This is a genomic window from Paraburkholderia sp., from assembly GCF_035501035.1.
GTDB lineage: Bacteria > Pseudomonadota > Gammaproteobacteria > Burkholderiales > Burkholderiaceae > Paraburkholderia.
On the sequence record NZ_DATJWR010000087.1, the window covers coordinates 20,339 to 32,593 of the forward strand.

Consider the following 12,255-nt stretch of genomic DNA (forward strand, 5'->3'; position numbering starts at 1 on the left):
TTCTCGCCAGCCTTTCGCGGGACAGCGCGCAGAATTTCGCTTCCGACTACTGCTTGAGTATCTGGCCAATCAACGCAAGCAGCCGCGCGTCGTCCACGGGCTTCGAGAAGAAGCCGGCGGCTCCCCCCGTTTTGGCCCGCTCGATAATTTCCTCGGTTGCGTGGGCGGTAATGAAAATGACTGGGACGGGCTGCTTCCACTGTTTGATCGACTCGAGCAGCTCGAACCCGTCCACGCCCGGCATCTGGATATCGGCGATGACAAGCGTCAGTTCCGAGCGGCGCGTATCGCCTAGCAGATGGGTGGCGGACGCATAGGCAATGACCTTCCAGTTTGCCGAACGAAGCGAACTGGATAGCGCCATCCGGACGGATTCGTCGTCGTCCACCATTCCAATTACGGCGGAGGAGCGCTTGGGTTTTGTCCGGAGTCCGCTGGCCATTTAAATGATTCAGAAGGATTGAATCTTTTTGTAAGTTACAGGCGCGCAGACTGGCCAGCAATCATACGTTCGGATGATTCTTGCGGTAGTTCGTATTAGGCGGCTGTGGGACTGCGTATCCGGAGGGAGCAAGGCCTGCCTTGCTTCGTCAAGGCGTGACTCAGCGCACGTGCGCAGTCGGCCTCACGTCCGGAATCTTCGCGTAGCACCCAGTGCCTGGCGTTTCATGCTCTTTTGTACGGGCACGAACAGTTCCGGACTATGCTTTTGTGCATCTTCGCGAACGATGCAGCGAATCCGTCAGGAGCAAGGCATGGAAGACGTGGATGTGCTGATCGTCGGTGCGGGACCGGTCGGCCTGCTGCTCGGCGCCGAATTGCAGCGCGCGGGTGTCGCCGTAAGCGTGATAGACAAGATACCCGCGAGGGGATTTTTCTGCAAAGCACTGGGCATTACGCCACGGACGCTCGAGATATTCGGCGATCTCGGCATCGTGGATCGCGCAATCGACGCCGGGGTATGGCTGACCGGCGTCGAGACGCGAGTCGATGGCGTGATGGTGCCGGAGCGCAGCATGCGCGTGCCGGACCACGGCCTGCCTTACGGATCACTCTCGCTCGCGCAGTACGAAACGGAGCGGCTACTCGAGGCAGCATTCGCAGAACACGGCGGCTGGGTCAACTACGGCTTTATGCTGGACCGGTTCGAGGAAGACGTGGATTGCGTTAAGGCGCATCTAACCGACGCTCAGGGCGACGCTCACGTCGTACGTTGCAAGTGGCTGGTGGGGTGCGACGGAGCCCACAGCAAGGTGCGCACCGCACTCGGTTTGTCGTTCGAAGGCGAGCAGTATCCGCAGACCTTCGCGCTCGCCGACGTGGACGTGGACTGGACATTGCCGCGCGGGTCCATGTACCGATTCGAAAGGACCGGTTCGACGCACGCGAAGACGAGTGCGGTTGCTGTACCCATTCGCGGCTCGGCGCGGCGCTACCGGCTCTCGATGATCGTGCCCGAAGACCGGGCTTCCTCGCTTGCGGCCATTGGCGCACCCGACTTCGACACGATGTGCGCTCTGCTGTTGCCGTCACTGCCAGAAGGCGTGCAACTGTCGTCAATGCGATGGTCGTCGGTCTATCGAGTGAGCCATCGCATCGCATCGGCTTATGGGCGCGGCCGGGTGTTTATTGCTGGCGACGCGGCGCACATTCATCCTCCCGTAGGCGGTCAGGGCATGAACACCGGCCTGCAGGATGTTCATAATCTCGCATGGAAGCTCGCCCATGTCGCGAAGGGTCTCGCAGGGCCTGCGCTGCTCGATAGCTATCAGGCGGAACGACATCCCGTCGGCGTCGATGTCGTCAAGTCGACGAGCGAGGCGCTCAATGCCGTTCTCGCGCAGCAGGCTGCCAATCCGGCAATGCGCGAAACCCAGCTGCTGATTACGTATCGCGGAAGCCCTATCGTCGCCGATGGTTGGACCGACGCAGACCCTCTGTCGCCCGCACCGGGTGACCGGCTTCCGGATGCGGGTGGTCTGTCGCAACGTTTCGTCGGACATGCAAGACGACTGCATGAATTTATCGGCCGTGGCCGGTATACGCTTGTTGGCTATGTCGACACGATGGAACAGCAATTTGGCGCCTTCATTGAACTCTGTCGAGCGTTCGCCGCGTGGTCAGGTGACGCCAGGTCAGCAGTGCTGGTCACGGCACAGGGTTTTGAAACGCCAGACTCCGAACTCATGGCGACATTGACGGATGCGGCGGGTGAATTCACAGCCGCGTATCGTCCTACCGGAGGTGCCGCATGGATCGCGAGGCCAGATGGTCATATCGGATGGCGAACTGACCGTTGCTCGATTGACGACATGGAAAGCTGGTTGAGACGCGCCAGCTGTAAATCGGCGTGATATCGGACGCTGGCGAACGGCCGGCTCGGAGATACCCGACTGCCCCTTGCGGGTCGTGAATACTCAAGACACGACGCCCCGCGCACAGAACCCTCACCTGGCACCGTGCTGCACCGGCAGCACCTGCTGCAACTTCTTGATGAGCTCGGCCACTGACCGGGCTTTCAGCTTGTGCATGGCTTGCGCGCGATGAATCTTGACCGTCACTTCGCTAAGACACAGGAGGTCGGCGATCTGCTTGTTCAACAGGCCATCGGTCACCAGACTGATGACTTCCCGCTCGCGCGCCGTAAGCGAATCGTACGCTTGACGGATACCCGCAACGAGCCGTTCCTGGCGCTTCAATTCGCCGTCCCTTTTCAGGGCCGCGGCGATCGAATCGAGCAGATCCTGGTCCTTGAACGGCTTTGTCATGAAATCGAAAGCACCCGCCTTCATAGCCTTGACGGACATGTCGATGTCGCCGTACCCGGTCAGGAATATGACCGGAAAGCGCACGTTCTCCTTGCATAGCTCCTGCTGCAGCGTCAGGCCGCTCGTACCGCGCAGCCGGACGTCGAGAATGAGACAGCTCGGCACATCCAGTATTTCCGCGGCCAGAAAATCGTCGGCCGATTCGAACGTCCGCACCTGAATGCCGACCGACATGAGCAGGCTGGTCAGCGCGCCTCGAATCGACTCGTCGTCGTCGATCACATAGACGAGCGAGTCCGGCAATGGTTCGCTTCCCGCCCCAACGCTGTCGTCTTTCATCGCTCGGTCTTTGAAAGGTTCGTGACGGCAAGATAACGCCGATACGCTTCGTATGGTAAGCAATGGCTGCGCGTATCGCCACCTGTTGTTCGTACCCGTGGCGCACGGCCATTCGCGAGGTCATCGTGCATTAAGGCGCATCGTCACCTGGCATGCAGAGCCGCGACAGGGCACATCCACGCGTATCTCCCGACGAATCGCGCAACATGCCGATTCGGTGGCAAATTCGGGGCTTGCGCTGCCCTCGCGCTTTCGCCTTGCACCCCTGCGGACAGCGCACACATTGGGCACATCGCTCATCAAGCCAGCCCTACGTACTACCCCACCTATACCGACGGATGACGAACCGCATGCCGTCACGTCGAAGCGGCAGCCATTCGTAGAATGGCCAATTCAACGTCGCCCGCGTACCCTTTTTTCAATGGGATCCGACGCGCGCATATACGCGTCCATTCCGGACGATGTCGGTCATGGTGCTGGAACACCAATTTCCTGCCGCCGCTGAGCTATCTGGATCATTGGTCAGTCTGGGTGCGCAAAATGAAAGTCGCAATCGTGGTGCTCGATGGTGTGCAGGCCATGGATGTTGCCGGCCTGCTCGATGTGCTTTCCGAAGCGAACACGTTCCTCACTGATAATCAGCAGTACCAGGTGACACTCATTGGCGAACACGCCGGCCACGTCGCATGTTCGAACGCGATGCAGCTTTGCGTGCCATTGGCCTATGCCGATTTTCGGGCCACCCCGGACATCTTGCTGGTGACGAGCGGAGCAAACCTGTCCAACCAGAGACCGAAGCACGACCTGGTGGATTGGCTGCGCGCTCGCGCGCCCGATTCGAAGCGATTCGGTTCAGTTTGCAATGGCGCCTGGTTGCTTGGGTACGCAGGCCTGCTCGACGGAAAGGAGGTCGCCACGCGCTGGGCAGACGCAAGCCCCATGTCCAGAGCATTTCCACGCGCCCGAATACGCCCCGACAAACACCTGATACGCGACGGGCGCCTGATTTCATCGGCCGGTGCGAGCGCGGGACTGGATCTTTGCCTGTCTCTCGTCGCCGAGGATTGGGGCCAGCGCCTGGCCGATCAGTTGGCGAGGCGCCTCGGCACCGACGTGCAGAGCGAACCCCATCAACGCAACCCTTACGTTGCAACGCTAATGGACGAGAGTTCGATCATCGGAAAGGTACAGCGATATATCAACGACCATCTTTCCGATGTCCTCTCGATAGAGCAGCTTGCCGACGCCGTCTTCGTCAGCAGGCGAACCTTGTCGAGGCTTTTCTCGAAGTATCTTCAGACGACGCCATCGGCATTCGTGGATCAGGTCCGTGTAAGCGCCGCGAGAAAGCTGCTGGAGGGACACAGCATGCCCATGAAGACCGTGGCTTTCAAATGCGGTTTTCACAACGCCACGCATATGCGCATGGTATTTCAGAGGTGCCTGAACGTGACGCCCAGGCAATACCGTCAACAGTTCCACGATAGCGAGTGTGCCCCATGTCCACCAGGGTTTGCCTATGGCGGTCAGGCGAACGCCTTGTGTGCCGACATCGAGGCCACCGCCTGAGAGAGCGTTTCATCAACACGGCTGAATGTGCAGGCGGATCCCCCCCACCCCGCCGCACACCACGCCGCTTCGCACCGCCATTTGTTCTTGCGACGCAAGACTCTTTGTCCACGGCGGGTGTTCGAAATCGGGCGAGATGCGCCTACAGTCTGCATCCATCGGATCCGTTGATTCGACCGGCGAGCAGGAGCAAACCCGGCCGGAAACCTTCAAGTTGGAGAGTCAAACCATGAGCAATTCGAAAGTCGTCATCGTTACCGGCGCATCCCAAGGCTTCGGCGCGGAAACCGTCAAGGCGTTCCTCGCGCGCGGCCATCGCGTCGTCGCCACGTCGCGCTCGATCAAGCCTTCGGACAACCCCAACCTCGTGACCGTCGCCGGCGACATCGGTGAGCCGGAGACGGCGCGTCGCGTGGTCGAGGCCGCCGTCGCCAAGTTTGGCCGCGTCGATACGCTCATCAACAACGCGGGCATTTTCATTGCGAAGCCGTTCACGAAATACACCGCCGAAGACTACACGTCGATCCTCAACGTGAATCTGAATGGCTTCTTCAACATCACGCAGCTCGCCATCGAGCAGATGCTGAAGAACAACAGCGGCCACATCGTCACCATCACGACCACGCTCGCCGATCAGGCGAACAGCAAGGTGCCTTCGGTGCTCGCCTCGCTCACCAAGGGCGGCCTGAACTCCGCAACGAAGTCGCTCGCCATCGAGTATGCGAAGTCCGGCATCCGTGCGAACGCCATTTCGCCGGGCATCATGAAGTCGCCGATGCACCCGGTCGAAACGCACGCCACGCTCGACGCAATGCACCCGGTGGGTCGCATGGGCGAGATGAGCGACATCGTCGACGCGATCCTCTATCTCGACTCGGCACAGTTCGTGACGGGCGAGATCCTGCACGTCGACGGCGGCCAGAGCGCCGGTCACTAAGCCATCGAACGTCGCCTCCCCCCCGCGCAGCAATTGTTTGCCCGGGGGGGCGTGCCCGCCTGACCGGCGGGCGCAGGCTTTTCGACGAGACACTCGACGAATGGCCCCGCCCGACGACAGGAAACATTCGTGCGGATACACGCACACGCTGCGCGCGATCTGACTGACGTGCGCGACAGCATGCTCAAGGAGTCAAATATGACCGTCAAACAAAAACTCGCGGAACTCGGCCTCGAATTGCCCGTTGCGCCGCAGCCGCTTGGCGCCTATACCGCCGTCAGCGAAGCAGGCAACCTGCTCTTCATCTCCGGCCAGGTGCCGCTCGTCGACGGCAAGGTCGCCTACGCGGGGCGCGTCGGTGAAACGTTGACGCTCGAAGACGGCCGCAATGCCGCCCGCGTCACCGCGCTGAACGTGCTCGCGCAGATCGAGCGGCACCTCGGCGGCTTCGAGCGCCTGCATCACATCGTCCGTGTCGAAGGCCACGTGAGCTGCGCCGACGGATTCTACGATCAGCCTGCCGTCATCGACGCGGCATCGGAACTGTTCGCCACCGTGCTCGGCGAAAAGGCCGGTCACGCACGCTCGGCGTTCTCGCATAGCCAGCTGCCGGCCAATTCGGCCGTCATCCTCGTCGTCATCGCGCAGATTCTGCCCGAGTAATCGAGAGGCTTTTCGCGCGCCGCGAGCCATTCGCGGCGCGCGCCATCATGCGATGGCTTGCACCATTTCGTGTGCCGGGAATCGCGGCACGATATGAGTCGCCAGTTCCTCGATCACTTCGTCCGCGGGGCGGCTTCCATACTTGAGGTTGAACAGCACGTGGTTGGCGCCCGCTTGCTCCAGCGTCTCCAGCATCTGCATCAGCCGGTTGCGGCCAAGACGATGCCCGTTGTGAATCGGCGAGGGCGCCTCGTCCGGATCGGCTGCGAGATCGATGTGCCAGGGCTGGGCAAATGGCTTGAAGCTTCCCGGTGAAACGGCCTGCACGGTGTCGTGCCAACTCCGGATCAACTGCACCTGGCTGTGCAGCGGGCGGTGATACGTGATCCACCCGTCGGCGTGCTGCGCGATCCACTCGATCGACTGTCCGCTGTTGCCGGTCACGAAGAGCGGCACACGCTCCGCAACAGGCTTGGGCACGAGATCGGCTTCACTCAGCACGCCATAGCGGCTCTTGATCGCCGGAAATGCGCTGCCCCACACTAGCTTCAGATACTCCACCTGCTCGCGAAACATCGCGCCACGCTCTTCCCGATCGACGGCGAATGCCGGAAATTCGACGGGCCGGTCGCCCGATGCAACGCCGAGCACGAACCGCCCGCCACTCAACTGATCGACACTCGCTGCCGCTTTCGCGGTATGCAGCGGATGACGCAAAGGCAAGACGATCGCAGCCGAAAACAGCGCGATCGATTCGGTTTGCCCTGCTACGTATCCGAGCCACGTCCACGGATCGAAAATTTGGCCCAGATCACCGAATCGCGGATCGCGCAGCGGCACGTCGCGCACGCCGAGCGCGGCGAAGCCGGCCTGCTCGGCACGGCGCGCAAGCGCGATCTGATTGCGCATGGTAGGCGCATCCCCCGGATACGATTCGATTGCAAACAACAGACCGAGGGTTAGACGGTCGCGCGCGAACATGCGCGAAAAACCTGCATTGGATTGCGGCGAGCCGCCCGTGGATGGATTCAGCATGACATACCAGTTCAGAACGATTGAGCCACGCCCGAGAGGCCGGGCGACGGGCGCATTGAAAGATCGCGCCTTAAGCGCGAATACGCGCATGCCGCGATGGCATGCGCGATTGGCTGCTGCAAACGCTCACTGCACGTTCGTCAGCGTCTTTGTAATGACGAGCCACTTATCCTGCTGGCGCATGATGGAAAAGTAGTTGTAATAGTTGAACCCAAGCATGCGCACGTGCAATTTCGCTGTGGCGATGTTGTGCTGGACATCGAGCATGAGGAGTTCCATCTCGGCCTTCTCGCCCCGCTCAGCCGGCGATTTTCTGCTTGCCACGCCGGCCAGATACTCGTCAATGGTCTTGTAATAGGGTTGACCGTTCACCTCGCCGGCCACGATTGCGCGCGGGTCGAACACGGTTCTCAGCTGCGCGACGTCGCCTCGCCAGGTCGCATCGAAATAGCGCTGGACGAGTTCGACAACTTCGTTGGTATCGCTCATTGAATCGCACTCCTCATTGACTCCCGCTTCGGCATGCACTTCCTTCGCCAAAGCGCATTCACGGCTTGCGCGCCCGGCCAGCCAGCCGGGCTCGGGCCGCACGATTGAGCGCGCGGCCCGCTTGACAGCGCGAACTCACTGCCCGATCAAGCGGCAAGCCCCGCGAACTGGCTGAGCCGATGCTCGAGTTCGTCCACGCCCGCGTACCCAGACTGGATCGTGACGATGCGTCCTTGCGTCTCCAGAAGCACCGTCGGGAACGATGCGACGCCAAGCGCTCTGGCACGTGCGAAATCCTGCTGCGTCTCGTCTTTCGTTTCTGCCGCTGCCCAGGTCTGGTAGAACTCGTCGGCGCTAACTGCAACGCCCATGGCGTCGAGCGCCTTCACCGCGACATCGCTCAGCACGTGACCGTCGGTCGTGTCGAGCCCTTCAACGTAAAACGCGTTCTGAAGTGCACGGAAGACCTTGAGCAACCCCTCTTCGCCGGCGATGCGGCGAGCCGCGACAACCGCACGGCAAACCGGCTCCGTATCGTAGACAAAGCCTTCGCGCGCCATGAATGCCTGGCGGTTGAACGGCAACCCGCTCAGCGCCTCGACGCGTTGCCAATGCTGCAAGCGGAAGCGCTTTCCGGTTGCGTCGAGCACGTCTGTCGCCCCGGCGCGAATGCCGCCCACGACAATCTCCAGGTCTAGATCCGGCAGGCGCGCGGTGAGCGCTGAAAGCTCCTTTCCGAACCCGTAGCACCAGGAACACATCGGATCACCAACATAAATCAATTTCATATAATCTCGCTCAAAATGTGATGCCACCGCGGCACGTGTTGGCCGCGCGGCTCCATCTCCGCAGCAACCCCGCACCCACGCGAACGACTATACGATCCGCGCCCGGCTCGATAAATGCAGTGGGCAGAACATCTTTTGTTACATGGCGTCACTCGGAAAGTCGCGTGACGCCATATTGCACCGGTACCAGCCCAATACCGGCTTGCGGTTCGGTCTGCGCCTTCGCGCCGGCCGTTTCCAATACGGCCAGCGCGAGAGCTTTCATCGCTTGCTCAAGCCGCAGCCGAGGTGTTCAGCGGGAACAGTGCGCGGCGGGTTTCTTCGTCGAAGTCGGACTTGAACGTGAGCCGCTCCTGCAGCGCAGCGGCGCGGACGGCCGCCGGGCGTGCCGAAATTTCATCGACGAGGCGCTTGACGTTCGGATAGTCCGCCAGCCCCTTCTCGCCGTACACATAGCCGGCGGAACGGGCCCAGCCCCACAGCGCCATGTCGGCGATGGAATAAGTCTCGCCGGCCAGATACCTCGAAGTCGCGAGACGCGCATCGAGCACGCGGTAGTGGCGATCCACTTCCTTCACGTAGCGCTGCGTGGCGTACGGCAGCGCCTCCGGCGCATGGTGCAGCAAGTGCGCCGCGTGGTGCAGGAAGTGCACGGCCTGGCCCGAGAACGGCGAGAGGCCGGTGCCGACGAACATCAGCCACGAAAGCATTTGCGCATGCTCCTGCGGCGCGGACGGCACGAACTTGCCGTGCTTTGCGCTCAGGTGCAGCAAGATGGCGTGCGAATCGAACACGGTGACGCCTTCATCCACAATGGCCGGCACTTTCCCATTCGGATTGATCGCACGATATTCGGGCGTGTGCTGCTCTCCCTTGAAGGTGTCGACGGCAACGACCTCGAACGGCAGTTCGAGTTCTTCGAGCAGGAGTGCCACTTTGGTGGGATTCGGCGTCGGATGAAAATAAAACTGAAGCATGTAGGTTTCCTAAATTTGACATACAAAAAATAGCAGGGATGCCATGTTCTGCGATCGAAAGTGCTGCTGGCTGGCGTCCCGAATGGACGCCAGCCAGGGCCCCCCGTGCCGACCTAGAACATGTCTGTAGCCGCTTGTTGCCCTGCACTTTTACCGCCGGATTGGCGCTCATCCCGCGAAGGGATGAACGGTCCGGTGATCATTTCCGAATAGCTCTGGCCCGGCCCGACCATCGGGAACACGTCGGCATCCTGATCGATCATGACTTCGAGGAACGCCGGTCCCTCGTATTCCACGAAAGCCCTGAGCTTCTCTTCGAGCTCGTTGAGCTTTTCGACACGTTGCGCGAATTCGAACCCGTCGGCCTTTGCGGCCATGACGAAATCCTTTCGATGAAGCGACTTGTCGCTTACGCACAGCCGCCCGTCGTAAAAGAGGCGCTGCCACTGGCGGATCATCCCGTCGCCGACGTTGTTGAGCAGCAGCACTTTGACCGGCACCCCGTAGGTGGTCACCGTCTCCATGTCGCCCATGTTCATGCGGATGCTGCCGTCGCCATCGATGTCGATCACGAGCGCATCGGGTCGCCCCATTTGCGCCCCGATCGCCGCGGGCAGCCCGAACCCCATCGTCCCCATGCTGCCCGACGTGAGAAAGCTGCGCGGCTCGACGAAATCGAAGAACTGTGCGGCCCACATCTGGTGCTGGCCAACGCCCGTGGTGACGATGGCTCGTCCGCCGGTGATTTCACTGAGCTTTTCGACCACGAACTGCGGTTGAATGAGAGGGCTGTTGCGGTCGTAGTTCATGCCGTAGCGCCGCTTCAGCTCCTGGATATGGTCGAACCAGGCCGACGGCGCCTGCACTTGCGCATCGTGCTTCATCAGCGAAATCAAGGTCTCCCTGGCATCGCCCACGTGGGTCCAGTGCGCGCGCTTGACCTTGTTGATCTCAGCCTCGTCGATGTCGATGTGCGCGACGTATTGCGCGCGCGGCGCAAACGCATGCGGGCGGCCACCGGCGACGCGGTCGTCGAATCGCGCGCCCACCGCGATCAGGAAATCGCAATCTTCCACCGCGTAGTTGGCGCAGGCTGCGCCGTGCATGCCCAGCATGCCAAGTCCCAACTCGTGCCGCACTGAGAGGGTGCCGAGCCCCATCAGTGTGCTCACCACGGGAATGCGGTAGCGTTCGGCGAATTCGCGCAGCTCCGCGGTGGCGCCGGCCGTAACGATGCCGCCGCCGACATACAGCAGCGGTCGCTTGCTTTGGGCGAGCAGGCGGAAAAATTCACTGCGCTTGTCGTCGCCGAGACGCGCGCCCTTGGCCACCTTGCGAAGACGGTCGGTGTAGCCGCGAAACGCCAACGTGCCTTGCCCTTGCCAGGCGCCGGTCCAGTTCTGGATGTCTTTGGGCACGTCCACCACAACCGGGCCGGGACGGCCGGTGCGCGCGACTTCGAACGCGGTGCGCAGCGTCTGCTCGAGCTTTTCGGGGTCGGTGACGAGAAACACCTGCTTCGCGCACGCCGACATGATGTTGAATACGGGCGCTTCCTGGAACGCATCGCTGCCAATCGCGGCGCGCGGCACCTGCCCGCTGATGAGGACGACGGGAACCGAATCGCCGTAGCAGTCGGCGATCGGCGTCACGGCGTTCGTCGCCCCGGGCCCCGACGTCACCATGAATACGCCAACCTTGCCGCTCGCGCGCGCATAGCCGGCGGCCATGAAGCCGGCGGTCTGTTCGTTGGCGGGTACCACGAGGTTGATCTGTCGCTCGGGCTGGTCCGCGTGCATTTCGTTGAATCGAAACACGGCGTCGTACGTCGGCAAGATCGCGCCGCCGCTATAGCCGAACACGGTGTCCACGCCCTGCTCGCTCAGTACGCGCAGGATGATGTCGGCACCCGACATCACTTCGCCGGCATGCGGCGGTTTAGGGGAGACATCCACATTGGTTTTCGGATTTCGGGTCATGGCTGGCTCGCATGGAAATGGGCGCCGAAACGATCGGCGGCCACAGTCAAAGGATGGATTTCCCTTCCAACTCGAGAACAGCGTATGTTCCGTACCAGCGTATGGACCAAGGCTCCAACGGGTTCTCCGTAAGGAACACGGCCCAATCAGCACCTTTTTGGTGTGCTGCTGGAAGAATCGTGAGAAATGCTTCCGATGATTCTGACAACGATTGAAGCTGTCTGGCCCGCCAGAAAGGCTGGATATGGGCCAGGATGGGTGACATCTGGGCCACCCCGGCGGCCCACGGCTACGGGTCGACTCTCTCGCGCGTTACCACTCAGCAATGGCGACGTCGAGGTCTTCGTCGTAGAAGGCGACGAGAAACTCCTCGGGCATCAGCCACGAGTCGACGCTCACCGTCTGCGCGCCAACGTCCACCTCGACCTTCGCGTCGGCGTCGACGCTCTTCATCGCATGCTCGATCGTCGAAAGATCGCCCGTGCGGATTTCGGTTTTCATCGAGAATTTCACTTTCGCTTCTCCAGTCAACGACGCTGCGAATCGAGCAGCACTTACCGACTCATCGACACGGCAACGGCCCGCGCCGGTGCATCAAAATCCTGATGCATCATCTGCTTGCATCTAGCTGAAACACTATAAGATCAACCTTCGACGCCACCAACCATGCCAGCCTCAATTCACTCTTTACACCGCGTAATCAGACCTCGC

Annotated in this window: 12 protein-coding genes; 4 read left to right on the plus strand and 8 right to left on the minus strand. The window is 61.3% G+C overall.

Features of this window, described 5'->3' with window-relative positions:
• Nucleotides 1-46 precede the first annotated feature (46 nt).
• Entirely contained in the window at nt 47-391 is a 345-nt protein-coding gene (locus VMJ11_RS06490; protein ID WP_325618110.1) for a response regulator, read from the minus strand.
• A gap of 364 nt (nt 392-755) precedes the next feature.
• On the opposite strand from VMJ11_RS06490, the gene VMJ11_RS06495 reads away from it, so the two are divergent.
• Nucleotides 756-2,354: an FAD-dependent monooxygenase gene (locus VMJ11_RS06495; RefSeq protein ID WP_325618112.1), complete on the plus strand. Its 1,599-nt coding sequence runs from the start codon at nt 756-758 to the stop codon at nt 2,352-2,354.
• Nucleotides 2,355-2,447: 93 nt separating this feature from the next.
• On the opposite strand, the gene VMJ11_RS06500 is transcribed toward VMJ11_RS06495, so the two are convergent.
• Nucleotides 2,448-3,107: a response regulator transcription factor gene (locus VMJ11_RS06500; RefSeq protein WP_325618113.1), complete on the minus strand. Its 660-nt coding sequence runs from the start codon at nt 3,105-3,107 to the stop codon at nt 2,448-2,450.
• A gap of 540 nt (nt 3,108-3,647) precedes the next feature.
• Here VMJ11_RS06500 and VMJ11_RS06505 point away from each other — a divergent pair.
• The 3 genes from VMJ11_RS06505 (at nt 3,648) to VMJ11_RS06515 (ending at nt 6,276) form a co-directional block, all read left to right on the plus strand.
• Nucleotides 3,648-4,676: a GlxA family transcriptional regulator gene (locus VMJ11_RS06505; protein ID WP_325618115.1), complete on the plus strand. Its 1,029-nt coding sequence runs from the start codon at nt 3,648-3,650 to the stop codon at nt 4,674-4,676.
• Nucleotides 4,677-4,905: 229 nt separating this feature from the next.
• Entirely contained in the window at nt 4,906-5,613 is a 708-nt protein-coding gene (locus VMJ11_RS06510; RefSeq protein WP_325618117.1) for an SDR family oxidoreductase, read from the plus strand.
• 198 nt (nt 5,614-5,811) lie between these two features.
• Entirely contained in the window at nt 5,812-6,276 is a 465-nt protein-coding gene (locus tag VMJ11_RS06515) for a RidA family protein (RefSeq protein ID WP_325618119.1), read from the plus strand.
• Nucleotides 6,277-6,321: 45 nt separating this feature from the next.
• Here the strand turns inward: VMJ11_RS06515 and VMJ11_RS06520 are convergent, their stop codons facing one another.
• The 6 genes from VMJ11_RS06520 to VMJ11_RS06545 form a co-directional block, all read right to left on the minus strand.
• Entirely contained in the window at nt 6,322-7,311 is a 990-nt protein-coding gene (locus tag VMJ11_RS06520; RefSeq protein WP_325618121.1) for an LLM class oxidoreductase, read from the minus strand.
• Between the two features lie 126 nt (nt 7,312-7,437).
• Complete coding sequence (locus VMJ11_RS06525) at nt 7,438-7,902, minus strand: nuclear transport factor 2 family protein (RefSeq protein ID WP_325618123.1); 465 nt, start codon at nt 7,900-7,902, stop codon at nt 7,438-7,440.
• 44 nt (nt 7,903-7,946) lie between these two features.
• On the minus strand, nt 7,947-8,588 hold the full coding sequence (locus VMJ11_RS06530) for a DsbA family protein (RefSeq protein ID WP_325618125.1): 642 nt from the start codon (nt 8,586-8,588) through the stop codon (nt 7,947-7,949).
• A gap of 272 nt (nt 8,589-8,860) precedes the next feature.
• Nucleotides 8,861-9,565, minus strand: a complete 705-nt coding sequence (locus VMJ11_RS06535; protein WP_325618127.1) for a glutathione S-transferase family protein — start codon at nt 9,563-9,565, stop codon at nt 8,861-8,863.
• Nucleotides 9,566-9,678: 113 nt separating this feature from the next.
• Nucleotides 9,679-11,544, minus strand: a complete 1,866-nt coding sequence (gene ilvB / locus VMJ11_RS06540; RefSeq protein ID WP_414694313.1) for a biosynthetic-type acetolactate synthase large subunit — start codon at nt 11,542-11,544, stop codon at nt 9,679-9,681.
• A gap of 312 nt (nt 11,545-11,856) precedes the next feature.
• Nucleotides 11,857-12,045 carry a copper chaperone gene (locus tag VMJ11_RS06545; RefSeq protein ID WP_414694314.1) on the minus strand — a complete coding sequence of 63 codons (189 nt, stop codon included), beginning with the start codon at nt 12,043-12,045 and terminating at the stop codon, nt 11,857-11,859.
• Nucleotides 12,046-12,255: the final 210 nt, after the last annotated feature.

Excerpts from the sequence above, each read along its gene's own strand:
- VMJ11_RS06490 (WP_325618110.1), bottom strand. The coding sequence starts at position 391 with ATGGTGGACGACGACGAATCCGTCCGGATGGCGCTATCCAGTTCGCTT.
- VMJ11_RS06495 (WP_325618112.1), top strand. The coding sequence starts at position 756 with ATGGAAGACGTGGATGTGCTGATCGTCGGTGCGGGACCGGTCGGCCTG.
- VMJ11_RS06500 (WP_325618113.1), bottom strand. The coding sequence starts at position 3,107 with ATGAAAGACGACAGCGTTGGGGCGGGAAGCGAACCATTGCCGGACTCG.
- VMJ11_RS06505 (WP_325618115.1), top strand. The coding sequence starts at position 3,648 with ATGAAAGTCGCAATCGTGGTGCTCGATGGTGTGCAGGCCATGGATGTT.
- VMJ11_RS06510 (WP_325618117.1), top strand. The coding sequence starts at position 4,906 with ATGAGCAATTCGAAAGTCGTCATCGTTACCGGCGCATCCCAAGGCTTC.
- VMJ11_RS06515 (WP_325618119.1), top strand. The coding sequence starts at position 5,812 with ATGACCGTCAAACAAAAACTCGCGGAACTCGGCCTCGAATTGCCCGTT.
- VMJ11_RS06520 (WP_325618121.1), bottom strand. The coding sequence starts at position 7,311 with ATGCTGAATCCATCCACGGGCGGCTCGCCGCAATCCAATGCAGGTTTT.
- VMJ11_RS06530 (WP_325618125.1), bottom strand. The coding sequence starts at position 8,588 with ATGAAATTGATTTATGTTGGTGATCCGATGTGTTCCTGGTGCTACGGG.
- VMJ11_RS06535 (WP_325618127.1), bottom strand. The coding sequence starts at position 9,565 with ATGCTTCAGTTTTATTTTCATCCGACGCCGAATCCCACCAAAGTGGCA.
- ilvB (WP_414694313.1), bottom strand. The coding sequence starts at position 11,544 with ATGACCCGAAATCCGAAAACCAATGTGGATGTCTCCCCTAAACCGCCG.
- VMJ11_RS06545 (WP_414694314.1), bottom strand. The coding sequence starts at position 12,045 with ATGAAAACCGAAATCCGCACGGGCGATCTTTCGACGATCGAGCATGCG.